The organism is Phaeobacter sp. 11ANDIMAR09, from assembly GCF_001294455.1.
Taxonomy (GTDB): Bacteria; Pseudomonadota; Alphaproteobacteria; order Rhodobacterales; family Rhodobacteraceae; genus Pseudophaeobacter.
This window is the reverse complement of the sequence record NZ_LIKT01000021.1, coordinates 63,715-87,071: the sequence shown is the minus strand read 5'-3', so window position 1 is coordinate 87,071 and position 23,357 is coordinate 63,715. Positions and strand designations below refer to the sequence as shown.

The following is a 23,357-nucleotide window of genomic DNA, read 5'->3' as shown; positions in this document are numbered from 1 at the left end:
TCGGGGGGCAGGTCACAACTTCGGTGAGATCTTCATCCTTCGGTCTTACAATGTGTGCCATCTGTACTAGCCCGGTGTTGGTTTGCCGCTTTTGCCGAACGTCCGAAACTTTTTTCGAACCTGCTCATCAAGGCGATAGCTAGCAGTGCAAATGAACACAGAGCGCCCAGTCAACTAAGGCAAAGTGACTTCCAGGCTTCCACCGCGTGGTTGACGGACCCTTCTCTCCGAATCTTAAAAACTGTGTCCAAAATGCACAGGTTTCATGAGAGAAGAAGGAATTTTCGGCGACCTAGCTGCTTGCCCCCGAATCTTCAAACATCTCAGAAGCAACAGGGGCTGTTTACCCTTAAGGCCAGGAAGTCGTCGGAACCGACGGGCGCTAGCCAGACGCGCGGAAGAACGCCAGCCCCTCTCTCAGCCATCTTCTCAATTCCTTCAATCCGATGTACGCATCTACTCCCGGCAGTTCAGCTGCGGTGGAACTTTGCTGTTCGAAGCGGGCTATGAAAACTCCAGTTGGCCCTATACAGGGCATAAATTAGCAGCACCTAGAGAAAGTATCGCGCCTCGATGTTGGGCCAGCGATAGTAAATAATCCAACCTCCAAGCAACAGCCACAGACATCAACTTCGTGAATAACTAGACCAGAATGATCTAGACGAATACAAGCCCCGCTCTCGAACCTTGATTCAAAAACATGACGCTTAGAGCCGCAAATTTAAAAAATGAACTCGGGGTGGAAAAGGCGATGTTTCAAGCTTCCAAATATCTCCGAAACGGTGAGTCAAAGGAACCTTCGGGCTCTACCGCCCGCTGGCCCGAAACAGCTTCACTATTTGAGGGTTACGCTGTTTCGGGCCAGCTAGTAGCTGAAGTTCCTACACAACAAGAATTTCTGGTCTCGTCGCACGTGTAAGCGCTTTTAATTCATGCCCAGGGCTTCTTTGTACATTTCAAGCACCGCTTCTTCTTCAGCGATATCGTCTTTGTCACGTTTGCGCAGGCGGATAATGGTTCGCACCACCTTTACGTCGTAGCCACGCCCTTTGAGTTCCGCAAAGACTTCTTTTTGCTGCTCTGCAATGTCCGCCTTTTCCTGATCAAGACGCTCAATACGCTCGACGAACTGTCGCAGTTCTCCTGCCGTCACTTTGTAGGAGTCGCTCGCTTCTTCATAATCTGTCATGGGTGCCTCATATTACTGCTGTCACGAGATAGGGTTTGGGGCAAGGGGATAGCCGTTGACCTGCCCTATCGCAAGGCAGGAATGGACTGGCCGCGATTTCTCGCCTTTCGCCCCTCAGGGTTCCCGCCGCCGCGCCGACGTGCCGTGGCTTGTGTCCCTGCCGACAATCCGCTAATCGCAGGCGCGTGCAAATGATGCAGGAGCCGCAGCATGTTTGAAATTCTCGTCTGGGCCGGAGCCGCCCTGTCGATTGCAGGCCTGGTCGGCCTGATGTGGTGCATCGTGCACGTGATCCTGGCGCGGCGCAAAAACCTGAGCGATGACGCGCTGCGCGCGGTAGTGCAAAAAGTCCTGCCCTACAATCTGGGCGCCCTGTTTCTGTCGGTGATTGGCTTGATGCTGGTCATGGTCGGCATTTTTCTGGGCTGAGCCCGAAAATTCCACCGTACAGTCCAGGGTCAGCCGAACCCGGCTGACCAATGGTTTATGCAATTTGCCTTTAGACCGGCATATTGTCGAATTGGTTTTCCGCTTCTTCCTCGGACAGATCTACATCCAATTGATGCAAGCGACGCGGCACCGTAACACCCTCGATTCTCAGATCGCTCATTAGGCGTGCATATTCCGACCGCAGCTTCAGACGCCCCTCTGCCGATTCCTGTCGAATTCTTTCAGCCAGCTTTTCGGCCCTATTCAGCAACTCGCTACTCATGATGTTCACTCTCCTCCAATAATTTCCGGACCTGCCTTGGTGCACGAGACCACTCCCTAGCGGCAGTCCTGATGGCCCTGCCCTCTGCCATAGCCGCTGTCACAAGTGGCTGTAACAGCCCTCTGGGCGGGCAGAAATCCGCTCTCCGGACTGAGGCGCCTGACTGGCTTCACAACCGTCAAAGCAGCTGTCACACTTGGGGCAACAGCGGCAATGTCCTACCAGGCCCTGTGGACAGACACTGCCTAACCCCAGTGAGGCAGGCCGTCTTTGAGACAGGTCAAGACCACGACAAAACAGGGCCCAAGCTGCCTATTGAGCGCCCCGCGCCACAAGTACTTTGAGAATATTCACGGATCAAAGCTACCGCAACACTTGAAACATATTCTTTATTTTGTATATATCAAATGAAACGAAAGGGAGAGCCCAAAATGAACCCCACTGTCAAAGCCTTTTTCGACGAGGCAACCAACACGGTTTCCTATGTCCTGCGGGATCCTGATGGCTCTGCCTGTGCTGTGGTCGATTCCGTTCTGGATTTTGACCATGCCTCGGGCCGCACTGATACGGCCTCGGCGGATCAGATCATCGCCTGGATCAAAGGGGAAGGCCTGCGCTGTGAATGGATTCTGGAAAGCCATGTGCACGCAGATCACCTATCGGCGGCGCCCTATCTTCAGGAGCAGCTGGGCGGCAAGATCGGCATCGGCGAGAACATCACCGTGGTCCAGGACACCTTTGGCAAGGTTTTCAACGAAGGCACCGCCTTTCAACGCGACGGCAGCCAATTTGATGCGCTGTTCAAGGAAGGCGACAGCTTTATGATCGGCCAGCTGCGCGGCGAGGTGCTGCACACCCCCGGTCATACCCCGGCTTGCCTGACCTATGTGGTCGGCGATGCTGCCTTTGTGGGCGATACATTGTTCATGCCTGATTTTGGCACCGCGCGGTGCGATTTCCCGGGCGGCTCATCTGCTGAGCTCTACCAATCGATTCAGAAAATTCTGGCGCTGCCGGATGAGACGCGCATCTTTGTCGGCCATGACTACAAGGCCCCCGGTCGGGACGATTATGCCTGGGAAACCACGGTTGGCGAACAAAAGGCGCTGAACATTCATATCGGCGAAGGCCGCCCCATCGAGGAATTTACTTCGATGCGTGACGCCCGCGATGCCACCCTGGCGATGCCTCGGCTGATCCTGCCCTCGCTGCAGGTCAACATGCGGGCAGGCCAGATGCCAGAGCCCGACGATCAGGGCGATGTCTTTTTGAAACTGCCAGTCAACAAGATCTGATCATCTGGCTTCATCACCGGGCGGCCCCTGGCCGCCCACCTTACCACGGGGTGGGCACCGTGCGACAGAGAGCACGATCTGTCGCAAAGCCTAGCAGCCCCGGACGATCTGCCTCGCCAGTACTCTCGCCAGTACTCCTGGGGCCCGAGAACTCGACACACATGACGAAGGAAACGCGCGAAAATGGAAATGGATTGGATCTGGGGGCTCGTTGGCGGCGGCCTCATCGGGTTGGGAGGCGCAGTCTTCCTGCTCGGCAATGGCCGCATCATGGGAGCCAGTGGCATCCTGGGCGGCCTGGTCGACGGCACCGGACGCGGCAACTTTACCGAACGGTTGGTCTTTCTACTTGGCGTGGTGGTCACACCGATGCTGCTTTTGCCGCTCTACAAGGATGGTGTCGACACGCATATGACCAGCAATATCGCCGTGATCATCGCGGCAGGTCTTTTGGTGGGCATCGGCACCCGAATTGCCAATGGCTGCACCTCGGGCCATGGGGTCTGTGGCATCTCGCGCCTGTCGCTGCGCGGCATCGTCGCCACTGTCTTTTACATTCTGGCAGGCGGGCTCACCATCGCCCTGTTCCGCCACATCCTGGGAGTAATCTGATGCAGCGTTTGTTTCTGTCCCTGCTCTCCGGCGCATTATTTGGGGCTGGTCTGTTTGTATCCGGCATGACGGACACCACCAAGGTACAGGGCTGGCTGGATGTTTTTGGCAATTGGGATCCGACCCTTGCCTTTGTCATGGGCGGCGCCATTGTGCCCATGTTCATCGCCTGGCGTCTGACGTCCGGGCGTCGCCCGCTGGTCGGCGGCGACTTCCCGGCGCCACCACGCCCTGAGATGGATCACCGGCTGATCACTGGCTCGGTGCTCTTTGGCATGGGCTGGGGCTTGGCGGGGCTATGCCCCGGTCCGGCGATTGCCTCGCTCAGCTATAATGGCTCTGGTGGGCTGATCTTTATGGGAACGATGCTCCTGGGCATGGTTGCAGCCCCGATTTTCGGGCGGCAACTGGACGGGCTGGCCGCAAAGGTTTAAAGACACATCATGGATGCACGTGTACTCACACCCCGCTACGCCGTCTCGCCGCAGATCTCGGTTGAAGACATGCCTGCTATTGCCGCCGAGGGCTTTAAGACGGTGATTTGTAATCGCCCCGATGCCGAAGTTCCGCCCAGTCATCAGGCCGCCGCAATCCGCGCCGCCGCCGAAGCCGCTGGTCTCGAGTTTCGTGAATTGCCGCTCACGCATCAGACGATGACACCTGAAAATGTTGCCCAACAGCGCGCCTATTACGAGGAATGCCCCGGCCCGGTTCTGGCCTATTGTGCCTCAGGGACCCGCTGTTCGGTGATTTGGTCCCTGGGCGTTGCCTCTGAAATTAACCCGGATGAAATACTCCGCATGACCAGCGCGGCTGGCTATCAGCTGGATGGGCTGCGCCCGGCGCTGGAAGCTATTGCAACCACATAAGGCTTAGCCTGCGCGCTCCGCAACAGAGGCTAATCTGACAGCGCGCTTTGCCCTTGATGCCGGGCTCGATCCACAGGGATCGGGCCCGGTTTGGCTTTGGGCGCCCGCGCATAGCAAAGGGCCGTGCCCCCTAGAGCCTTTTCTTCAACCCCGGCTCAGGAGTGGAAAGCCCCCGCAAACAGCAAAACGCCACAGAGTGACGTTTCCTTTGCCTTGGATTTTCAAATCCAAATCTCAGCTGATTTTTGATCCTAAAGACCGGGAGCGGCATCGCCTTCAAGGCCGGCAAGCTTGGAAATCTCAGCCGCCGCGTCATCGGGGTTGAATTGATCCATGCCATCGCCCAGCCCAGCAAGATCCCCCATCGGAGCCGCAGCCAGATCATTTCCGAGCCCGGCTCCCAGGTCCCCCAGATCCGCACCGAGGTCAGCGCCCAAATCTCCCCCGAGGCCAGCACCAAGGTCGCCGCCCAGTCCACCGCCCAGTCCACCGCCCAGATCGCCGCCCAATTCCATGCCCAGATCGTCAGACATAGGGTCCATCTCCAGCCCGCCTGCCGGAGCCGCAAAGCCCATAGGGTCATCCAGTGGATCCTGAAGATCCTGGGCCGCAATCCCCAGATCCAGCGCAGGAGGTTCATCCATCATCGGCAGAGCCGCAGGCGCTTCCGATCCAATACTATCCGCAAAGCCATCGCCCATCTGGCCGGTCTCGACTTCCACCGCGCGCCCTGTGCTGACCCGTATGGCCCGTGCCCCGTTCAGCTGCCCCAAACGCCCCTTGGCAATCGGCTGCCCACCAATATCGATCAAATCGGTTTCATACAGGAAAGCCTGATCCAGCGGCAGAATTTCCCCTACTTTCAGTGCCGAGAATTCATTCAGAGGCACCCGCACCTTACACAGAATCGCCGAGAGCTCCGCCCGCATGGCCCCCATACCGCCCGCCAGAGACGGCCCGGTTTTGGCACCGCTGAGGCCCAGCTCTTCCAGGCTCGGTTCCGGCAAGATCAGCTTGAGCTCGCCCTGCATGGCTCCCACGGCCAAATCAACGGTCAGGCTGATCAGGCGATAGTCTTCGGCCTCCAGCCCCAGAATTAGCGAGCGCACGTTCTCCACCTGGGCCCCATAGCGGTAGCCGGAAAAGATCATCTGATCCTTCTCGCCCTGCAACAGCGCCTGAACCTTGCCAAAGGATTTCTCCAGGAACTCCGCCGTCATGGCCGCATCGGTCGGGGTATAGTTGCGCTCAGAAGGCGCCTTGCCCATGATCTGGCCAATGGTCTGCTTTTGGATCAGGGCCGTCACCAATGCGGCATCCATGGTGGCCGCCCCAAGGCGGCCATTGGGACCATCCAGAACCACAATCAGATCTTTGTCGGACAGGTCGTCGACCAGATCTTCGGGAACTCGGTTCACCTGGCGGGCCGCCAGTACCGCCAGCGGTAGGTCGCATTGCTCGGAGGCCGCGCGCGCAAGCGATCGGCGCAGGGCTTTGAGGGTAATTGAGGCCTTTTGTGCCGCTCCCCCGTCCTTTGACGCCGCAAGTTTGCGCGCGAGTCCACTGGACCCGCCGCTACCAGCTTGCTGTTTTTCCGCTTCAGACATCAGCCATCAACCTGCACGTTTTGCGCTCCCTTTTGAATTGTCTTAACGACCGTTCGTTACCAAGATCTTTAAAACCCTGTGCCAGAGAGGATTTTCCGCTCAATCGGCAAGGAAATTCTGAAACTGCCTCCCTTTTGCCCAAGCAGGTAGCAAATATCCCCCTCCAGGCGCTGCATGATCTCGCGACAAATCGCCAAGCCAAGCCCTGCGCCCCCGGCCCTCTCTGGGCTAACACGCGAGAATTTCTCAAAAATTAACTGCTGGTGATCCAGCGGAACCCCGCTGCCATTGTCGGTGAAATCTATCCAGATCTCCCCCAGGGCACAGGTCACACGAATGGTTAACTCCGCGGAGTCTGCATCACAATACTTCTGCGCATTGGCGATCAGGTTGATAAAGACCTGCGCCAGGCGATCGAGGTCAGAGGAGATGCGGATATCTTCGGTTTTGCGATCCCGGATGACCTCGATCGGATGATCAGATCCCGCCAGAGCTGTTGAAACCGCGTGGTCCATCACCTCCTTCAGCGTGCCCGCCGACATGTTCAAACTCACCTGACCGCTTTCCAATACGCTCAGGTCCAACAGATCATTCAATAGACGGGTCAGGCGCAGGGCCTCATCATGAATGATGGTGGCATAGCGTGTTTTCTCGGCCAGAGGCATGTCGCCGTCGTCCCGCAGGATCTCTGAAAAGGCCCGGATCGAGGTCATAGGCGTCCGCAACTCGTGGCTCACCTGGCTGAGAAAGGCATCTTTTTGTTGGGAAATCTGGGTTAGCTTCTCATTCGAGACCCGCAGCTGCCGCGCGGTGCGGGACAGCTCAGCGGATTGTTCTTCCAACTGGTTGGAGTATTCCAGCATCTGCGCCGTTTCATCCGCCACCGCCAGAAGATCCTGCACCGACACCGAAGATCCGCCGACAATCTGGCCGATCATCGCATGGGCGGCTGCCGCACCAATGGAAGCGCCAAGCTCGCGCTCCAGTCGCTGCAGAAAGGCAGGCGTTGGCTCTGGCAGGGTGCCACGCCCCCCTTGTCGGGCCAATTCGCGATGAAAGAAGGCCTGCGCCTCGGTGGCGCCAAGAATGCGCTGTGACATCACCATCAGGTCTTCGCTCTGCGCCACTGATCCAGTCCAGCCGCGCGGACCCGAGGAATGTTCAAACACATTGACAAACTGCGCGCCCTGCAGCCGCTCGATTGGGCTGGGGAAAGTCATCAGCGAGACGACACAAAACACCACAGCATTGAGGCTCATCGACCAGAGCACCGCATGCACGGTTGAATCCAGCCCCTCGATGCCAAACAACGCCTGTGGGCGCAGCCAGGACAGGCCAAACAGCCCTTCGGCCAGGATATGATCCGGCAGCAGCCCGCCGCCGAGTGCTGGCAGCAGCATGGTATAGACCCAGATGGCAAAACCCACGGTCAGCCCGCTCAACGCCCCCGTACGGGTGGCGCCACGCCAGAACAGCCCTCCGACAAGGGCCGGCAACATCTGCGAAATCCCGGCAAAGGAGATCAGCCCCACCGCCGCCAGCGCCGCGCCGCCACCAGAGAGCTTGTAGTAGAAATAACCCAGCCCCAAAATGACCGCGATGGAGATCCGGCGAGCAAAGAGCACGACATTGCGTACATCCCCCGAAACCGAGGCGCCCTCGCCGCCCTGCAGATGCAGCCAGATCGGCATAACCATATGATTCGACACCATGGTCGACAACGCCATGGCCGCCACAATCACCATCGAGGTCGCCGAGGAAAAGCCGCCAAGAAAGGACAAGACCGCAAGCCCCTGCTGCCCCTGCGACAGCGGCACCGTCAGAACAAAGAGATCCGGGTTGGAGCCTGCCGGCAGCAGCTCCAGCCCAATCGCAGCGATCGGCACCACAAACATCGAGATCAGCAAAAGGTAGAGCGGAAAGGCCCAGGCCGCGACCCGCAGATGGCGCTCGTCTTCGTTTTCCACCACCATGACCTGAAACATCCGCGGCAGGCAGACAAAGGCGGCAGCAGAGAGGAAGGTAATGGTGGCCCAACGCCCACCATCAACCCGCCAATCCCCGATCCGCGAGGCGTCAATCCGCGCCAGGGTCTCACTCACCCCATCCGACAGGCCCCAGACCACAAAGATACCCACCGCCAGCAGCGCTACCAGCTTAACCACAGCTTCCAGAGCCACGGCAGTGACCACCCCATGATGCCGCTCATTGGCGTTCAAATTGCGGGTGCCAAACAGAATGGCAAAGATCGCCAGGCCAGCCGTCACCCAGAACACTGTCGTGGTTTCATGATAGCTGCGCAGAGGATCGGCTTCGGCAAAGATTGCAAAAGACAGGGTAATGGATTGCAATTGCAGAGAAATATATGGGGTGATGCCAATCACCGCGAGCACAGTAACGCCAATAGCCAGGGCGTTTGACTTGCCATAGCGTGCCGACAGAAGATCCGCGATGGAGGTCACCCTCTGGCTGCGCCCCACCCGGACCAGCTTGCGCAGCCCCCACCACCATCCAACCATTACCAGGGTGGGCCCCAGATAGATGGTCAGAAACTCCAGCCCGGATCGCGCCGCATATCCAACCGCCCCGTAAAAGGTCCAGGCCGTACAATAGATTGACAGCGACAGGGTGTAGATGAGCGGCGAACGCATCCAGGCCGCGCTTTGGCCACGCGCGGCGCGACGGTCCGCCAAAAAGGCGACAAAGAACAGCAGCGCCACATATCCCAGACAGACCAGAGCCAGAACATTGAGCGAAGCCATCAGTCGCGCTCGTCCTGCGGGCCGCCTTCGGTCCAGTGTCCGGTCCAATGCCCGGCCCAAAGCCGGACCGCGACGCCAAAGGCAAGGCTGGCCGCGATCAAACCGCCCCAGACCACAAAGATATAGGTGATCGCCGCTGAGGTGGTCATGCCACCATGCGTGTCAGGGGCTGGATAGGGGTCTGGATTGGGCCACATCAATGGAACGGCAAACAACAAGGCGCCCATGAGCGGCAAAAGGCGGGCAATATCCATCAACCGCCGACGCCGATAGGTGCGCCGCTCGACAAAAGGGCTATTTGGCTCATCCTGCGGCCCTGCCCCGTCACCACGCATTATCGCTTCTCCAAGCGCGGCTGCGCAGCATACTGTGCGCCCCCCGGCTCGCGATCTGCACAGGTCTGCAGGGTCACTGCGCCGCATCCTGTGCTGTCGCGGGGCGGAGATCCTGATAGGCCTGCGCATAGAGATCACGCACCGCCGTCAGCACTTCGGAATTGGAAAAGGGCTTGGTCATGAAGCGCGTCACACCGGCCTTTTCCGCCATCTCGCGATCTTTGAGCTGGCCGCGCGCGGTCAACATCAGAACCGGCAGCGGCTGCATCTCCTCCACAAGGCGCAGTTCCTGAATGACCTCCAGCCCGCTTTTTCCCGGCAACATCAGATCCAGGATCACCAGATCCGGGTTCGCGGTTTGAATCACCTCAACCGCGTCGCTGCCGTCTCCATGCACATCCACGCTCCAACCGTCGCGGGTCAACAGGAACCGAATGGCCTCTGCGATATTTGGCTCATCTTCAATCAAAACGACATGTCTGCTCATTGGCAGATATTCCTCCCAGCGCGGCTGCGTCAGACAGTTTTGCCTGTGGCCACGTTCTCATCCCGCCCCAGACTACCCTCGCGCGCCCGCACCTGTCAAAACTCTTCCTTCAGGATCGAGGGCTCACGTCGCGCTTCACAGGCCTTGCGGGGGCAGATCCGGCAGCTGGCCCCCACCGGCTGCGCCTCTGCCGGGACATCGCGCTGCGGCAAAATCAACATGACCGCGTGATAAAGCGGATCTCGCTCAAAGGAGCCAGGCACCTGGTTCCATGCCACTGCCAGGCATTCAAACCCCAGAGCGCTGCGCCCCTGCTGCACCACATTGCGCCGCAATGGCACGTCAGGCCGTTGCAGGGCCGTGTAGACAGGCCAGAGCGGACAGGAGGCGCCAAATCGCGGCAGGGCAAATCCGGCCACGGGTTTGCGAAACAGGATCGAACCCGAGACATCACAAACAACCAGCCCCGCCTCTTGTCCCAGAATATCAACGGGCAAAACCCCCAGACGACGCAGAACCACAGGCAGCGTGACACTAAACCGCAGCGCCAAGGCCGAAGGATCCACCCCTTCGGACTGTATGATCCGCGCCACCTCTTTGAGCGGCATTTGCTGCGCGTCGCTCTGATATTGCTCAAGCGCCCCGCGGGCAATCATGCGGGAGGCCTCGCTCACCAGCTGCGGCGCTGCGGCTATCAGCGTTTTGGGGTCCGTGTTCCCCTGCTCCAGTTCCGGAAAGTGATAGCCGTGCGACAGAAAGAACTCCTCGGCCTCTTCCTGCGGCACCCCGCGCCGTTCGGCGCTGCTATCACTTTCATCAAGAAAATTCACCAGTGCGCGGCTGCTTTCGGCCAGCCGTAAAGAGTCTTCATTCAGGTTATTGTGAAACCGATCGCGCCATTCCGCCTCCAGCTCGCCGGTTTCCGCCAGGATCGAGGCCGTGGATCGGATCGCAGCCGCGGTGGACAGCACTTCGTGCAACGAGGCGGCAAGATGCGGGTCATGGGTCAGCCGGTCCGACAGGGTTTCAACCGTGCGCTCCAACCGGGTGATGCGCTGATGATTGCTGGCCAGGACCTCGGCCCAGCCGGGAAAACGACCGGCGAATTCATCGGTACGGTCAAGCTCGGCCACCTTTGGCCCCGCATCCGCTGCTGCCTCGCGCAGCGCCGCGATCAAGGCGGCCTCAGCCCCCTCGGTCAGCATCGAGGGCTCCACTCCCAGAACCTGCGCCAGATCGACAAGCAATTTGCCGCCGATTCTGCGGCGATTGTGTTCGATCAGATTGAGGTAGGAGGCCGAGATACCGGCCTTGCGCGCCAGTTCCGCCTGGCGAATACCAAGCATCAAACGACGTTCCCGAATACGGCTGCCTGTCAACGTGTCGCGTGCCATGAGTTGCCCCCCTGTCAAAACTCTAACTTTTCAAAGACTTTCTGCGCCGCAACATAAGAAACTTTACAGAACCCCATCGCATACTGTGCATTTGTTTACAGAATAGATGATCATTTCAAGGGTTTTATTGCGCAATTTTACAAGTCCCTCCCATACTGATTTTGCACAAAACGTGCAGACGCCTGGGCAGAAGTGAGGAGCTGCTCAGCGTTTTACACATAAGGGAGGATTAAATGTCCAAGTCAGCATTCTCGCGTCGCGGGGTCCTGAAATCAGGCGCTCTCGCAGGCACTGGCCTTGCGCTTCCAACGATTTTCACCGCGTCTTCCGCAGCCGCGTTCACCAATAACCCAACCGGCAGCTCGGTAACCCTGGGTTTCAATGTTCCCCAGACCGGCCCCTACGCCGATGAGGGCGCCGACGAGCTGCGCGCCTATCAGCTGGCTGTTGAGCACCTGAACGGTGGCGGCGACGGCGGCATGATGAACACCTTCTCGTCCAAAGAGTTGCAGGGCAACGGTATCCTGGGCAAAGAAGTCAAGTTCGTCACCGGCGACACCCAGACCAAATCTGATGCGGCCCGCGCTTCGGCCAAGTCGATGATCGAAAAAGACGGCGCGGTCATGATCACTGGTGGCTCGTCCTCCGGTGTGGCAATCGCTGTTCAGGGTCTGTGCCAGGAAGCTGGCGTGATCTTCATGGCTGGTCTGACACACTCCAACGACACCACCGGTAAAGATAAGAAAGCCAATGGATTCCGTCACTTCTTTAACGGTTACATGTCCGGTGCTGCCCTGGCACCCGTGCTGAAGAACCTCTATGGCACCGACCGTAACGCCTACCACCTGACCGCCGACTACACCTGGGGCTGGACGCAGGAAGAATCCATCGCGGCCGCAACCGAAGCGCTCGGCTGGAACACCGTGGAAAAAGTGCGCACCCCACTGGCTGCCACTGACTTCTCGTCCTACATCGCGCCCGTTCTGAACTCCGGCGCGGACGTGCTGGTTCTGAACCACTACGGCGGCAACATGGTGAACTCGCTGACCAACGCGGTTCAGTTTGGCCTGCGTGAGAAGGTCGTGAATGGCAAGAACTTCGAAATCGTTGTTCCGCTCTATTCGCGTCTGATGGCGAAAGGTGCGGGTGCCAACGTTAAGGGCATCCACGGTTCCACCAACTGGCACTGGTCCCTGCAGGACGAAGGCAGCCAGGCCTTTGTGCGCTCCTTTGGTACAAAATATGGCTTCCCACCCAGCCAGGCTGCGCACACCGTTTACTGCCAGACATTGCTCTATGCAGATGCGGTTCAGCGCGCGGGTTCCTTTAACCCATGCGCGGTTGTCGAAGCTCTGGAAGATTATGAGTTCGACGGTCTGGGCAACGGTAAGACACTGTATCGTGGCGAAGATCACCAGTGCTTCAAAGACGTTCTGGTCGTACGTGGTAAAGAAAACCCCACGTCCGAGTTTGACCTTCTTGAAGTTGTCGAAGTCACACCTGCTGCACAGGTTACTTACCCTGCGGATCACCCAATGTTTGCCGGTGGTGCATTGGGCAGCTGTAACTCCGGCGCCTAAGTCAGGTCGCCTCAGCCGGGCGCTCTCGCTTAGCGCCCGGCACTTAATCTTTATTCTGACATCCCGGTTTCACCTGCCGCGGCCTTGGCCGTAGGGGCGTGCCGTTAAGACGGGGCATGAGGCCTCGCAGGGTCGGAATCCACCACTTCCACATCGAAGAACCCAAGGGTGGGGACTATGGACGCAATCCTATTGCAAATTTTAAACGGGCTGGACAAAGGCTCTGCCTATGCGCTGATCGCGCTAGGCCTGACACTCATTTTTGGCACGCTGGGCGTGGTGAACTTTGCGCATGGCGCCCTGTTCATGATCGGCGCCTTCTGTGCCGTCACCGTGCAGCGTATCCTCAACCTCAGCTACGAGGTCGTCGACGAAACCCAGAAGGACTTCCTCGGCAACCCGCTGAAAGTAAAGACATCCTATGTGGAAAGTTGGTTCGGTCCTGAAATGGGCGGCGCCATAATAGACTGGGCAGTGCCCATCGCCATCCTCTTTGCCATTCCGATCATGATCCTCATCGGATTTGTCATGGAACGCGGGCTGATCAAGCATTTTTACAAGCGTGAGCACGCGGATCAGATCCTGGTGACCTTTGGTCTCGCCATTGTCTTGCAGGAAGTGATCAAATACTTCTACGGTGCCAACCCAATTCAAACCGCCTCCCCCGAGGCTTTGAGCGGCGTTGCAAATGTTGGCGCGCTCTTTGGGACTGAGATTTTCTATCCGGTCTGGCGGATCGTCTACTTCTTCTTCTCGGTTGTCATCATCGGCGGCATCTTCTCCTTCTTGCAGTTCACCACCTTTGGCATGGTTGTTCGCGCAGGCATGGCAGATCGTGAGACCGTCGGATTGCTGGGCATCAATATCGACCGCCGCTTTACCATCATGTTTGGGATTGCCGCTGCCGTCGCCGGTCTTGCCGGGGTCATGTATACGCCGATCAACTCCCCCAATTACCACATGGGCATGGACTTTCTGGTGCTGAGCTTTGTGGTTGTGGTTGTGGGCGGTATGGGCTCCCTGCCCGGCGCCGTTCTGGCCGGCTTCATGCTGGGAATTCTTGAGGCCTTTGCCTCGATGAACGAGATCAAATCTATCCTTCCCGGTATCGACCAAATCATCATCTACGTCGTTGCGATCATCATTCTGCTCACCCGTCCGCGGGGTCTCATGGGCCGCAAAGGTGTGATGGAGGAATAACACATGTTCGGACTTGATAATAAAGACACTCGGTTGCTCTTGGTCGTCGCTGTACTGACGCTCTGCGCTCCCTTCATCCTCAATCCTTTCCCCACCGACAGCGCCATGGCGCAGTTCAACGCGGGCTACCCGGATCTGATGCAACGCTTTGTGATCTTTGGCATCTTTGCCATCGGTTTCAATATTCTCTTTGGCCTCACCGGCTATCTCTCCTTTGGTCACGCCGCCTTCCTGGGTGTGGGGTCCTACTCTGCGGTCTGGATGTTCAAACTTCTGAGCATGAACGTGGTGCCTGCCATCCTGCTCTCGGTGGTGATCTCAGGCCTGTTTGCGCTGCTCATCGGCTTTGTCTCGCTGCGTCGCTCTGGCATCTACTTTTCGATCCTGACACTGGCCTTTGCGCAGATGTCCTTTAACCTCGCCTATTCGGTTCTCACCCCGATCACCAATGGCGAAACCGGCCTGCAGCTCACCCTGGACGACCCACGCGTTCTGGGCGTATCGGCCACGGCTGACGGTTCAATCCCCGTGACCAACCTGTTTGGCATGGAAATGCGGTCGACCTTTGAAATGGCTCTTGGCCCCTGGGCCTTCCAGTTCAACGCCGGCTACTACCTTTGTGCCTTGATCCTGTTGGCGGCTTTTTACCTGTCGATCCGGATTTTCCGCTCGCCCTTTGGCATGATGCTGCGGGCTGTTAAATCCAACCAGCAACGGATGAACTATACTGGCCTCAACACCAAGCCCTACACATTGGCGGCCTTTGTGATTTCCGGCATGTATGCGGGTCTGGCGGGTGGTCTGATGGCCTCGATGGACCCCCTTGCAGGCGCCGAGCGTATGCAGTGGACCGCGTCGGGTGAAGTGGTTCTGATGACCATTCTCGGCGGTGCTGGCACCCTGATTGGTCCGGTTCTGGGCGCTGGCTTCATCAAATACTTCGAGAACATCTTCTCCAAGATCAACGACCACGTTCTGCACAGCTGGTTCAGCTTTATGCCAGACGGGCTCGAGGACTTTGTGGTCTTCATCATTCACCCCTTCATCGGTAAGGGCTGGCACCTGACCCTGGGCATCCTGTTCATGCTGGTTGTGGTCTTCCTGCCGGGTGGTCTGGTCGAAGGTGGTCAACGCATCGCCAAATGGGTGAAGGGTCGCAAGAACAAAGACGACTCCGCCTCTGCCACAAAAACCCCTGCGGAATAAGGAGACGGATTGATGGGTATTCTTGAAGTCAAAAACGTAGGCAAACGCTTTGGTGGCCTGCAAGCGCTGGGAGATGTCAATCTCAGCGTCAAGGAAAACACCGTCCACGCCATTATCGGACCCAATGGCGCGGGCAAATCAACCCTGCTGAACTGCCTCGTGGGCAAGCTGATCCCGGATACCGGATCAGTAATGTTCGACGGGCAGTCGGTGCTGGGGCGCAAACCCTATGAGATCAACCAGATGGGCATCAGCCGCGTCTTTCAAACCCCTGAGATCTTTGGCGATCTCTCGGTGTTGGAAAACATGCTGATCCCCTGCTTTGCCAAACGGGATGGCGCGTTCTCTCTGAATGCGATCACCTCGGTTCCCAGCGAAAAAGATGTGCTGGAAAAGGCCGAAGCCATGCTGGAAGAGATGAACATGGCGGACAAGCGGCACATGCACGCGGCCTCCATGTCGCGCGGGGATAAACGGCGCCTTGAGATCGGCATGTGCCTGTCTCAGGAACCGCGCCTGCTCTTGTTGGATGAACCCACCGCCGGTATGGCGCGGGCCGATACCAACAACACCATTGATCTGCTGAAGGAGATCAAGGAGCAGCGCGACATCACCATCGCTATCATCGAGCACGACATGCATGTGGTGTTCTCTCTTGCGGATCGGATCACCGTTCTGGCCCAGGGCACACCTCTGGTCGAGGATGATCCGCAAAACATCCGTGGCAATCCAAAAGTACGCGAAGCCTATCTCGGCGAGTCGGCGTAAACGGACATTCCCGGCCCATCCCGACAGGCGGCAAACCTGCATCGGGATGGGTCAGGGCAAGAAAGGACAAGACAGATGAACGTCAAACCCGACTTCTCCAAGAACGCCAACCAGGCGACCACCGCGCCGGCCTTTCTGTCGGTCTGGGACATGCATGCCTATTATGGCGAAAGCTATATCGTGCAGGGCATCAACTTTAACGTCCATGAGGGCGAAATCCTGGCACTGCTGGGCCGCAACGGCGCTGGCAAGACCTCAACCCTGCGCTCCATTGCCCGCACAGGATCCCCAATGGTGACCCAGGGGGAGATCTGGCTGGATCACCAGCCGCTGCACCTGATGGAGAGCCACGAGGCAGCCGCCGCCGGTCTGGGGCTGGTGCCCGAAGATCGCCGCATCATTGCCGGGCTCACGGTTGAAGAAAACCTGCAGCTGGCCCAGATTGCCCCGCCCATCGGCTGGTCGATCGACCGTCTGTATGACCTGTTCCCGCGTCTGGGCGAGCGTCGCAAGCAAGAGGGCGTGACCCTGTCAGGTGGCGAACAGCAAATGCTGGCCATCGCCCGCGCTCTGGCCCGCGATATCAAGGTGCTGCTGCTGGATGAACCCTATGAAGGCCTCGCGCCGGTGATCGTGGATGAGATCGAAAAGACACTCATGCACGTCAAAGAACAGGGCATGACCACCATTCTGGTGGAACAGAACGCAGTCCGGGCACTGGAGCTGGCCGATCGCGCTGTGATCCTGGACACCGGCGGCATCGTCTTTGACGGCACCGCAGCTGAGGTTCTGGAAAATGCCGAGCTGCGCGCCGAATACCTGGCGATCTGAATTTTAGAACACTCCCCGTTGCGCGGGCCAAAAGCCTAAAGCAACATCTCCCTGACCGGCCTCCCTTTGGGACGCCGGTCTTTTTTTTTTCATTGCAGACCACGAAAAAGGCGACACAATGTGCCGCCTCAGTTTTGCTTGGCTCAATATCGAGCGCTAGTAGGACAGAACCCCATTCTGATTGGAGATGCCTTCTATTTCGATCGAGGTTTCGAGGAATTCGCCATTTGGGGCACGGCAATTTGCCGTCAGCGTCACGGACCTGAGGTCGCTCAACAATGCGATGTTGCCACAGCTTTGCTGGAACGAGCTTGGCGCGCCATCATGGGTCAAGATGCCATTTTGATTAGAGATCCCACGGATGACGATGCTGGTCTGATTGGCCTCGCCATCGCTACGCAGGCAGGTCGCCGTAATCCCGGCCTCACTGCCCAGATACGAGAATTGGAAATTTGAGCAGGTGTTCTGAAATGAGCTCCCGGCCAAAGCGGCAGTGCTCAAGACCGCCGCGGAAACGGAAAGCGCAACAAGTAGCTTCATGGTAATACCCCCTAAGGTGAAAATAGTGCAGTCATAACAACCACACCAAGACCCTAGCCAACTTGGCCGTTAATACAAGCCAGGTCAGCCTGGCTCCGCACAGCCTCCCCAAGGCCCTATTGTTCTGAGGTAGCGTCTTTCGCCAATCGCGCTCTCAGCTCGGTCTTCAGGACCTTGCCATAGTTGTTCTTGGGCAGCTCTTGAACAAAGACAAAGGCCTTGGGGCTCTTGAAGCGGGCAATCTGATCACGACACAGCGCGTCCAGCTCGGCCTCAGATGCCTGCCCAACCACAAAGGCCACCACCTCTTCGCCCCAATCCGCATGGGGGCGCCCCACAACCGAAACCTCCTGCACCAGAGGGTGCATCAGCAGCACCTCCTCTACCTCGCGCGGGTAGATATTGGACCCGCCAGAGATGATCAGATCCTTGGAGCGGTCCTGCAGGGTCAGATAGCCCGCCGCATCCAGAACCCCCATATCGCCAGTCATAAGCCAGCCCTCTTTCAGGGTTTCTGAGGTCGCTTCGGGGTTGTTCCAATAGCCGGGCATCACCGCATCGCCACGCACCATGATCTCGCCCAGCTCACCTGCCGGCAGGGGCCTCCCCTCAGGCGAACCGATCCGCAGCTCCACCCCGCTTTGGGCCCGCCCCACACCGGCCAGACGTGCCTTCCAGTCGGGATGGCTGCGGTCGCAAACCTCGGATCGCGTAAGCGCTGTGATACCCATCGGGCATTCGCCCTGGCCATAGATCTGGATAAAGATGGGGCCAAAATGCGCTTCGGCCTCGATGATATCGGCCAAATACATTGGCCCACCTGCATAGATCACGCTGCGCAGCCCCGCGCCGGTGCGCCCCTGGGCTTTGGCCACGGCCGTCATGCGGGTGACCATGGTGGGCGCGGCAAAGATCTGCACCCGGGTAAAATGCGCTGCCAGATCAAAGATCTCCATCTCGTTAAAGCCGCCCGAAACTGGGCAGACATGGGCGGCACCAACCAGAACATGCAGCATGTTATACAGCCCGGCCCCATGGCTCATCGGAGCGGCATAGAGGATCTGATCCGCGCCCGTGGCCGCATCCACATCCGCGAAATAGCTCAATGAAACCGCCATCAGCATGCGATGGGTGATCTGCACCCCCTTTGGCTGACCCGTGGTGCCCGAGGTGTAAAACAGCCAGGCCAGATCCTGCGGGTCACGCCTAGCTGGAGCTGCCACCGGAGCGGCCTGAAACAGCGCCTCATAGGCCTCAGTTTGGGTCGAAACGACCTGTGCCTTGACCCCGACCTCGGACAGGGCCTGATCCAGACCGGGGGTGACAAAGACCATGCGGGCCCCGGAATCTTGCAAAATATACTGGGCTTCGCGCCCATGCAGCTTGGCATTGATCGGCACCGCCGCCGCCCCGGCGTACCAGATGCCGTAGAGGGCGATCAGATAGTCGGGGCAGTTCTTCATGAACAGGGCGATGCGATCGCCGGGCTCAACGCCCTGCGCCAGCAGCCAGCCTGCCAGACGGGCCGCTTTTTGATGAAATTCCTGATAATCGGCCACCAAATCCAGCCCCAGAAACAGGGCCGGACGCGCGCCATCCGATTGCGCCTGCCGATGCAGCCATTGCGCGATATTCATCGCCTCATCTCCTCCTGAACTTCCGGCTCCCGTCCTCCCTCCCCGGAGTGTTGCGACAAAGAGCCTGTCAAAAACACCCTTCCATGGTGCAGCTTTCCCTTCAATTCCGCAAAAATACCCGGTTAATAGAGGCCATGAGCGATATAGCCTTTGATCATGCCCCTGTGGGCCTCGCCGTTTTGGAAAACCGCGTCATCAAGCGATGCAATCAGCAGTTTGCCCTCACCTTTGGTGGCACACCTGCGGATCACGCCGATGTGCTGATAGCCGAGCTGTACCCCAGCCAGGAAGATTACCATCGCATTGCGCAGGTGCTGCAGCAGGATGAAGGCGCTAAAACCGGGCTCTATAATGATGAGCGTATTATGCGTCGTCTCTCCGGTGAGCTGTTCTGGTGCCGGGTCCGGGGGCGCTCCATCAGCCCCGAGGCCCCCTTTCGCACTGGTGTTTGGTCCTTTGCTGATATTTCCGAGGATCGCCCCGTTGTCAGCCTCACTCCGCGTGAGCGCGAGGTGGCGATCCTGACTTGCAAGGGCCTTTCGGCAAAGGAAATCGGACTGAAGCTGGATCTGTCCTATCGTACGATTGAAACCCATCGCGCCCATCTATTGCAGAAGTTCAACGCCCGAAAGCTGCCCGAACTGGTGGCCAAACTCAGCGGCATGCCGCTCTAGATCAGCGGCCCGGCGGCAAAAATTCAGCGCAACGATTGCGAATCCCGCCGACTCTCCCCATCTTGTGGGCCATAAATCACTGCCAACCGACAGAGCTTTCCTTGTGGTAAAGCTTGCCCTATAAGCGCTTTAATTTCGGCCTGCCGTGTGTTGGTGGGCCTGTCGGAACCGGCAGAGGACACGCTGAGGATACAATGACCAACAAAACTCACGAAGCGGACGTAGCATTCATCAAGGCTCTGGCCGAATTGCTGCAGGAGAACGACCTGACCGAACTGGAGGTCAAGCGCGATTATAGCGAAGACGACAGCCTGAATGTTCGGGTCTCGCGTCAGACACAAGTTGTTGCCGCAGCCCCTGCTCCGGTTCAGATGGCGGCCCCCGTTGCAGCCGCGGTCCCCGCCGCAGCGGCGCCTGCTGCCGCAGCGGCCCCTGCGCCTTCGGATGATCCCGCCAGTCACCCTGGTGCTGTGACCTCCCCCATGGTGGGCACGGTCTATCTGCAGGCCGAGCCCGGCTCACCCGCCTTTATCTCCGTTGGCAAACAGGTCAACGAGGGCGACACGCTGTTGATCGTCGAAGCGATGAAGACCATGAACCACATCCCGGCGCCAAAATCCGGCACCGTCAAGCGCATCCTGGTTGAAGATGGTGCCGCCGTCGAATTCGGATCTCCGCTGGCCATCATCGAGTAAGGGCAGCCCATGTTTGACAAGATCCTGATTGCCAACCGCGGAGAAATCGCCCTGCGCGTGATCCGGGCCTGCCGCGAAATGGGCATCAAATCGGTTGCGGTGCATTCCACCGCAGATGCCGATGCCATGCATGTGCGTATGGCCGATGAATCGGTCTGCATTGGTCCGCCTTCAGGCGCGCAGAGCTACCTGTCTATTCCGGCCATTATCTCGGCCTGCGAGATCACCGGCGCCCAAGCGGTGCATCCCGGCTATGGCTTTTTGTCCGAGAACGCCAATTTTGTGCAGATCATCGAAGACCACGGGCTGACCTTTATCGGCCCTTCGGCGCAAGATATCCGCACCATGGGCGACAAGATCACCGCCAAGGACACCGCGCAGAAACTGGGTATCCCGGTGGTGCCCGGTTCCGAAGGCGGCGTTCCCACTGTGGAAAGCGCCCGCAAGGCCGCTGCCGACATGGGGTACCCTGTGATCATCAAGGCCACCGCCGGTGGTGGTGGGCGCGGCATGAAGGTGGCCACCTCGGCTGCTGACATCGATGTGGCCTTTTCCACGGCACGTTCGGAAGCAAAAGCTGCCTTTGGCAATGACGAAGTCTATATGGAGAAATACCTCCAGAAGCCGCGTCACATCGAAGTGCAGGTCTTTGGCGATGGCAAGGGCAATGGTGTGCATCTGGCCGAACGCGACTGCTCTCTGCAGCGCCGCCACCAGAAGGTCTTTGAAGAGGCCCCCGGCCCCTGCATCCCCCCCGAAGAGCGGGCACGTATTGGTAAAATCTGCGCCGACGCGGTTGGTGCGATGAAATACTCAGGCGCGGGCACGGTTGAATTCCTCTATGAAGATGGCGAGTTCTATTTCATCGAGATGAACACCCGTCTACAGGTGGAACACCCGGTGACCGAGGCCATCTTTGGTGTCGACCTGGTGCGCGAACAAATCCGCGTTGCGGCCGGCCTGCCGCTGTCCTTTACCCAGGAAGACCTGCAGATCAACGGTCATGCCATCGAGGTGCGCATCAACGCGGAAAAGCTGCCGAACTTTGCGCCCTGCCCCGGCAAGATCACCGCCTACCACGCCCCTGGTGGCCTGGGCGTGCGGATGGATTCGGCACTGTATGACGGCTATTCGATCCCGCCCTATTACGACAGCCTGATTGGCAAGCTGATCGTGCATGGCCGCGACCGCCCCGAGGCGCTGGCGCGTCTCAGCCGCGCCCTGGGCGAGTTGATCGTTGATGGGATCGACACCACCGTACCGCTGTTCCACGCCCTTCTCGCAGAGCCTGACGTTCAGTCCGGCGATTACGGCATTCACTGGCTGGAACGCTGGCTGGAAGAAAACCTCGGGGCCTAAAAGTCCCTATTGAACTGGGGCGCTTCTTTGCGGAGCGCCCCTTTCACATCCCCCACCTCTGCCGCAGTTTCCCATTTTGTTGTTCAGGCAAATTGATGACCCTCACACCGGATCTCTTGCTGCACGCCTATTCCATCGGTGTATTCCCGATGTCCGAGCACCGCGAAGACGATGAGGTTTTTTGGGTTGATCCCAAACTCCGTGGCATTTTCCCGCTCGATCAGTTCCATATCTCCCGCTCTCTGGCCAAAACCATCCGCCGTGATAACTATGAGATCACGGTGAACCGCGCCTTTGCTGAGGTGGTGGAAGCCTGCGCCGAGCGCGAGGAAACCTGGATCAATGAGGACATCCATACCGGCTATCAAGAGCTGCATGACCTGGGCCATGCCCACTCGCTGGAGGTCTGGGATCAGAACAGGTTGGTGGGCGGTGTCTATGGGGTTTCACTAGGCGCTGGGTTCTTTGGCGAAAGCATGTTTTCGCGTCAGCGTGACACCTCAAAAATCGCACTCGCCTATCTGATCGACCGGCTGCGCCAGGCTGGGTTTCAACTCTGCGATACCCAGTTTCTGACGCCGCATCTGGCCTCACTGGGGGCGATCGAGATCAGCCGCGCCGCCTATAAGGCCCGGCTACAGCAAGCCCTGCAGCACGAGGCCGATTTCAGCGCACCTCAGTTGCCCTCGCCGAGGCTGCTGTTGCAGCGGATGACCCAGACATCATAGCGCGCATGATCCAGCGCCGACAGAGCCGGGCTGGAGGCAATCATCCAGCCGTCAAAGAACAGTTCACCCTTTAGCGGGTCGCGTATGGTCAAATAGGCATAGGCATCCCCCGTTGGGTTTGCCACTGGGTAGCGACATTCCGTCAGCGTGACGATCAGCCCGTAGAGTTCCGCACTGCCCCCAATCTGGATTTCCACATCCAGAGTGTGGCCGTTGACCTTATCCAGCCCCCGCAGAACGGCTGAAACACCGCGCTCCGCTGGGTCCTGGGCCGCAATCGGTGCGGCCAGGGCCAGTGCGCAGCCCCCTCCCAGCGCAAGCTTACGAAACAGTGCAGAAATCACGAGTCGCCCCCGCTGCCAGAGACAAACTTCACCAAGAGTGAGATCAGGCTTACAGCGCCCTGGGTATCCAGAACCTCGTCGCCCGGTTCAAAATTGAAAGGCGAACCACCCGGCATTATCTCCACAAAATTCCCTCCCAACAGCCCCTCGGAGGAGATGATGACCGAGCTATCATCCGGCACCTGGATGCCTTCGAGGACCGAAAACCGGGTATCGGCCCGGAAGGTTACTGCATTCAGGTCAACCCCGGTCACAGTGCCGATCTTGACCCCGGCCAGCCGCACATCAGTGCCCACGCCCACGCCTTCCAGCGAACGGAAGGAAGCGCTCAGCTCGTAGCCGCTGTTGCCTGCCGACAGGCCCGCGACCTGCCCTGCATAGACGGCAAACCCGATAGCTGCTGCCAGGACCAGCCCGCCGGTCAGAACTTCTGTTGTGTTGTGCGACATTGCGTCTCTGCCTAAATCAATGGGTCAAAAAGAGGAAAGGACCAAAGAGCCGCTCCGCCCTTGGGTCCAGTGATATGTGCAAGC

The 23,357-nt window shown here is 58.6% G+C and carries 25 protein-coding genes; 14 read left to right on the top strand and 11 right to left on the bottom strand.

What is annotated here, in order from left to right; translation table 11 throughout:
- Positions 1-925: 925 nt before the first annotated feature.
- Entirely contained in the window at positions 926-1,189 is a 264-nt protein-coding gene (locus tag AN476_RS16665) for a DUF2312 domain-containing protein (RefSeq protein ID WP_054462728.1), read from the bottom strand.
- Positions 1,190-1,399: 210 nt separating this feature from the next.
- Between AN476_RS16665 and AN476_RS16660 the strand changes: the two genes are divergently transcribed.
- Positions 1,400-1,618: a hypothetical protein gene (locus AN476_RS16660; RefSeq protein WP_054462727.1), complete on the top strand. Its 219-nt coding sequence runs from the start codon at positions 1,400-1,402 to the stop codon at positions 1,616-1,618.
- Between the two features lie 70 nt (positions 1,619-1,688).
- Here AN476_RS16660 and AN476_RS16655 read toward each other — a convergent pair whose 3' ends face one another.
- Positions 1,689-1,901 (bottom strand): hypothetical protein, encoded by a 213-nt coding sequence (locus AN476_RS16655; RefSeq protein WP_054462726.1) that lies wholly within the window; start codon positions 1,899-1,901, stop codon positions 1,689-1,691.
- Between the two features lie 431 nt (positions 1,902-2,332).
- Between AN476_RS16655 and AN476_RS16650 the strand changes: the two genes are divergently transcribed.
- The 4 genes from AN476_RS16650 (at position 2,333) to AN476_RS16635 (ending at position 4,677) form a co-directional block, all read left to right on the top strand.
- Positions 2,333-3,196: an MBL fold metallo-hydrolase gene (locus AN476_RS16650; RefSeq protein ID WP_054462725.1), complete on the top strand. Its 864-nt coding sequence runs from the start codon at positions 2,333-2,335 to the stop codon at positions 3,194-3,196.
- A 183-nt stretch (positions 3,197-3,379) separates the two neighbouring features.
- Entirely contained in the window at positions 3,380-3,808 is a 429-nt protein-coding gene (locus tag AN476_RS16645; RefSeq protein ID WP_054462724.1) for a YeeE/YedE family protein, read from the top strand.
- A complete protein-coding gene (locus AN476_RS16640) occupies positions 3,808-4,242 on the top strand; it encodes a DUF6691 family protein (RefSeq protein WP_054462723.1) in 435 nt (144 codons plus the stop codon). The genes AN476_RS16645 and AN476_RS16640 overlap by 1 nt, the downstream gene beginning before the upstream one ends.
- A gap of 9 nt (positions 4,243-4,251) precedes the next feature.
- Complete coding sequence (locus AN476_RS16635; protein WP_054462722.1) at positions 4,252-4,677, top strand: TIGR01244 family sulfur transferase; 426 nt, start codon at positions 4,252-4,254, stop codon at positions 4,675-4,677.
- A gap of 251 nt (positions 4,678-4,928) precedes the next feature.
- On the opposite strand, the gene AN476_RS16630 is transcribed toward AN476_RS16635, so the two are convergent.
- The 5 genes from AN476_RS16630 to AN476_RS16610 form a co-directional block, all read right to left on the bottom strand.
- On the bottom strand, positions 4,929-6,284 hold the full coding sequence (locus AN476_RS16630) for a FliM/FliN family flagellar motor C-terminal domain-containing protein (RefSeq protein ID WP_054462721.1): 1,356 nt from the start codon (positions 6,282-6,284) through the stop codon (positions 4,929-4,931).
- Positions 6,285-6,352: 68 nt separating this feature from the next.
- Positions 6,353-9,046, bottom strand: a complete 2,694-nt coding sequence (locus tag AN476_RS16625; RefSeq protein ID WP_054462720.1) for a sensor histidine kinase — start codon at positions 9,044-9,046, stop codon at positions 6,353-6,355.
- Complete coding sequence (locus tag AN476_RS16620; protein ID WP_172684843.1) at positions 9,046-9,381, bottom strand: hypothetical protein; 336 nt, start codon at positions 9,379-9,381, stop codon at positions 9,046-9,048. Before AN476_RS16620 ends, AN476_RS16625 begins: the two co-directional genes overlap by 1 nt.
- Positions 9,382-9,454: 73 nt before the next feature.
- Positions 9,455-9,868: a response regulator transcription factor gene (locus AN476_RS16615; RefSeq protein WP_054462719.1), complete on the bottom strand. Its 414-nt coding sequence runs from the start codon at positions 9,866-9,868 to the stop codon at positions 9,455-9,457.
- A 95-nt stretch (positions 9,869-9,963) separates the two neighbouring features.
- A complete protein-coding gene (locus AN476_RS16610) occupies positions 9,964-11,262 on the bottom strand; it encodes a helix-turn-helix domain-containing protein (RefSeq protein WP_054462718.1) in 1,299 nt (432 codons plus the stop codon).
- Positions 11,263-11,495: 233 nt separating this feature from the next.
- On the opposite strand from AN476_RS16610, the gene AN476_RS16605 reads away from it, so the two are divergent.
- The 5 genes from AN476_RS16605 (at position 11,496) to AN476_RS16585 (ending at position 16,847) form a co-directional block, all read left to right on the top strand.
- Positions 11,496-12,842: a substrate-binding protein gene (locus AN476_RS16605; RefSeq protein ID WP_054462717.1), complete on the top strand. Its 1,347-nt coding sequence runs from the start codon at positions 11,496-11,498 to the stop codon at positions 12,840-12,842.
- Between the two features lie 177 nt (positions 12,843-13,019).
- On the top strand, positions 13,020-14,042 hold the full coding sequence (locus tag AN476_RS16600; protein WP_054462716.1) for a branched-chain amino acid ABC transporter permease: 1,023 nt from the start codon (positions 13,020-13,022) through the stop codon (positions 14,040-14,042).
- A 3-nt stretch (positions 14,043-14,045) separates the two neighbouring features.
- A complete protein-coding gene (locus AN476_RS16595; RefSeq protein WP_054462715.1) occupies positions 14,046-15,248 on the top strand; it encodes a branched-chain amino acid ABC transporter permease in 1,203 nt (400 codons plus the stop codon).
- 12 nt (positions 15,249-15,260) lie between these two features.
- On the top strand, positions 15,261-16,016 hold the full coding sequence (locus tag AN476_RS16590) for an ABC transporter ATP-binding protein (protein WP_054462714.1): 756 nt from the start codon (positions 15,261-15,263) through the stop codon (positions 16,014-16,016).
- 75 nt (positions 16,017-16,091) lie between these two features.
- The gene (locus AN476_RS16585) at positions 16,092-16,847 is read left to right on the top strand and encodes an ABC transporter ATP-binding protein (RefSeq protein WP_054462713.1); all 756 of its coding nucleotides are present in this window, start codon (positions 16,092-16,094) and stop codon (positions 16,845-16,847) included.
- A 156-nt stretch (positions 16,848-17,003) separates the two neighbouring features.
- On the opposite strand, the gene AN476_RS16580 is transcribed toward AN476_RS16585, so the two are convergent.
- Positions 17,004-17,387, bottom strand: a complete 384-nt coding sequence (locus tag AN476_RS16580; protein WP_054462712.1) for a CVNH domain-containing protein — start codon at positions 17,385-17,387, stop codon at positions 17,004-17,006.
- A gap of 116 nt (positions 17,388-17,503) precedes the next feature.
- The gene (locus AN476_RS16575; RefSeq protein WP_054462711.1) at positions 17,504-19,024 is read right to left on the bottom strand and encodes a class I adenylate-forming enzyme family protein; all 1,521 of its coding nucleotides are present in this window, start codon (positions 19,022-19,024) and stop codon (positions 17,504-17,506) included.
- 134 nt (positions 19,025-19,158) lie between these two features.
- Between AN476_RS16575 and AN476_RS16570 the strand changes: the two genes are divergently transcribed.
- The 4 genes from AN476_RS16570 (at position 19,159) to aat (ending at position 22,480) form a co-directional block, all read left to right on the top strand.
- Complete coding sequence (locus tag AN476_RS16570; RefSeq protein WP_054462710.1) at positions 19,159-19,698, top strand: LuxR C-terminal-related transcriptional regulator; 540 nt, start codon at positions 19,159-19,161, stop codon at positions 19,696-19,698.
- Between the two features lie 194 nt (positions 19,699-19,892).
- Positions 19,893-20,393 (top strand): acetyl-CoA carboxylase biotin carboxyl carrier protein, encoded by a 501-nt coding sequence (accB, locus tag AN476_RS16565; RefSeq protein WP_054462709.1) that lies wholly within the window; start codon positions 19,893-19,895, stop codon positions 20,391-20,393.
- Positions 20,394-20,402: 9 nt separating this feature from the next.
- Positions 20,403-21,752: an acetyl-CoA carboxylase biotin carboxylase subunit gene (gene accC / locus AN476_RS16560; protein ID WP_054462708.1), complete on the top strand. Its 1,350-nt coding sequence runs from the start codon at positions 20,403-20,405 to the stop codon at positions 21,750-21,752.
- Positions 21,753-21,847: 95 nt separating this feature from the next.
- Positions 21,848-22,480, top strand: a complete 633-nt coding sequence (aat, locus tag AN476_RS16555) for a leucyl/phenylalanyl-tRNA--protein transferase (RefSeq protein ID WP_054462707.1) — start codon at positions 21,848-21,850, stop codon at positions 22,478-22,480.
- On the opposite strand, the gene AN476_RS16550 is transcribed toward aat, so the two are convergent.
- A complete protein-coding gene (locus AN476_RS16550; RefSeq protein ID WP_371257360.1) occupies positions 22,429-22,821 on the bottom strand; it encodes a DUF2155 domain-containing protein in 393 nt (130 codons plus the stop codon). The genes aat and AN476_RS16550 overlap by 52 nt on opposite strands.
- On the bottom strand, positions 22,821-23,273 hold the full coding sequence (gene mlaD, locus AN476_RS16545) for an outer membrane lipid asymmetry maintenance protein MlaD (RefSeq protein ID WP_054462706.1): 453 nt from the start codon (positions 23,271-23,273) through the stop codon (positions 22,821-22,823). The genes AN476_RS16550 and mlaD overlap by 1 nt, the downstream gene beginning before the upstream one ends.
- Positions 23,274-23,357 lie beyond the last annotated feature (84 nt).

Coding starts and splice junctions, on each gene's coding strand:
- AN476_RS16665 (WP_054462728.1), bottom strand. CDS start 1,189: ATGACAGATTATGAAGAAGCGAGCGACTCCTACAAAGTGACGGCAGGA.
- AN476_RS16660 (WP_054462727.1), top strand. CDS start 1,400: ATGTTTGAAATTCTCGTCTGGGCCGGAGCCGCCCTGTCGATTGCAGGC.
- AN476_RS16655 (WP_054462726.1), bottom strand. CDS start 1,901: ATGAGTAGCGAGTTGCTGAATAGGGCCGAAAAGCTGGCTGAAAGAATT.
- AN476_RS16650 (WP_054462725.1), top strand. CDS start 2,333: ATGAACCCCACTGTCAAAGCCTTTTTCGACGAGGCAACCAACACGGTT.
- AN476_RS16645 (WP_054462724.1), top strand. CDS start 3,380: ATGGAAATGGATTGGATCTGGGGGCTCGTTGGCGGCGGCCTCATCGGG.
- AN476_RS16640 (WP_054462723.1), top strand. CDS start 3,808: ATGCAGCGTTTGTTTCTGTCCCTGCTCTCCGGCGCATTATTTGGGGCT.
- AN476_RS16635 (WP_054462722.1), top strand. CDS start 4,252: ATGGATGCACGTGTACTCACACCCCGCTACGCCGTCTCGCCGCAGATC.
- AN476_RS16630 (WP_054462721.1), bottom strand. CDS start 6,284: ATGTCTGAAGCGGAAAAACAGCAAGCTGGTAGCGGCGGGTCCAGTGGA.
- AN476_RS16625 (WP_054462720.1), bottom strand. CDS start 9,046: ATGGCTTCGCTCAATGTTCTGGCTCTGGTCTGTCTGGGATATGTGGCG.
- AN476_RS16620 (WP_172684843.1), bottom strand. CDS start 9,381: ATGCGTGGTGACGGGGCAGGGCCGCAGGATGAGCCAAATAGCCCTTTT.
- AN476_RS16615 (WP_054462719.1), bottom strand. CDS start 9,868: ATGAGCAGACATGTCGTTTTGATTGAAGATGAGCCAAATATCGCAGAG.
- AN476_RS16610 (WP_054462718.1), bottom strand. CDS start 11,262: ATGGCACGCGACACGTTGACAGGCAGCCGTATTCGGGAACGTCGTTTG.
- AN476_RS16605 (WP_054462717.1), top strand. CDS start 11,496: ATGTCCAAGTCAGCATTCTCGCGTCGCGGGGTCCTGAAATCAGGCGCT.
- AN476_RS16600 (WP_054462716.1), top strand. CDS start 13,020: ATGGACGCAATCCTATTGCAAATTTTAAACGGGCTGGACAAAGGCTCT.
- AN476_RS16595 (WP_054462715.1), top strand. CDS start 14,046: ATGTTCGGACTTGATAATAAAGACACTCGGTTGCTCTTGGTCGTCGCT.
- AN476_RS16590 (WP_054462714.1), top strand. CDS start 15,261: ATGGGTATTCTTGAAGTCAAAAACGTAGGCAAACGCTTTGGTGGCCTG.
- AN476_RS16585 (WP_054462713.1), top strand. CDS start 16,092: ATGAACGTCAAACCCGACTTCTCCAAGAACGCCAACCAGGCGACCACC.
- AN476_RS16580 (WP_054462712.1), bottom strand. CDS start 17,387: ATGAAGCTACTTGTTGCGCTTTCCGTTTCCGCGGCGGTCTTGAGCACT.
- AN476_RS16575 (WP_054462711.1), bottom strand. CDS start 19,024: ATGAATATCGCGCAATGGCTGCATCGGCAGGCGCAATCGGATGGCGCG.
- AN476_RS16570 (WP_054462710.1), top strand. CDS start 19,159: ATGAGCGATATAGCCTTTGATCATGCCCCTGTGGGCCTCGCCGTTTTG.
- accB (WP_054462709.1), top strand. CDS start 19,893: ATGACCAACAAAACTCACGAAGCGGACGTAGCATTCATCAAGGCTCTG.
- accC (WP_054462708.1), top strand. CDS start 20,403: ATGTTTGACAAGATCCTGATTGCCAACCGCGGAGAAATCGCCCTGCGC.
- aat (WP_054462707.1), top strand. CDS start 21,848: ATGACCCTCACACCGGATCTCTTGCTGCACGCCTATTCCATCGGTGTA.
- mlaD (WP_054462706.1), bottom strand. CDS start 23,273: ATGTCGCACAACACAACAGAAGTTCTGACCGGCGGGCTGGTCCTGGCA.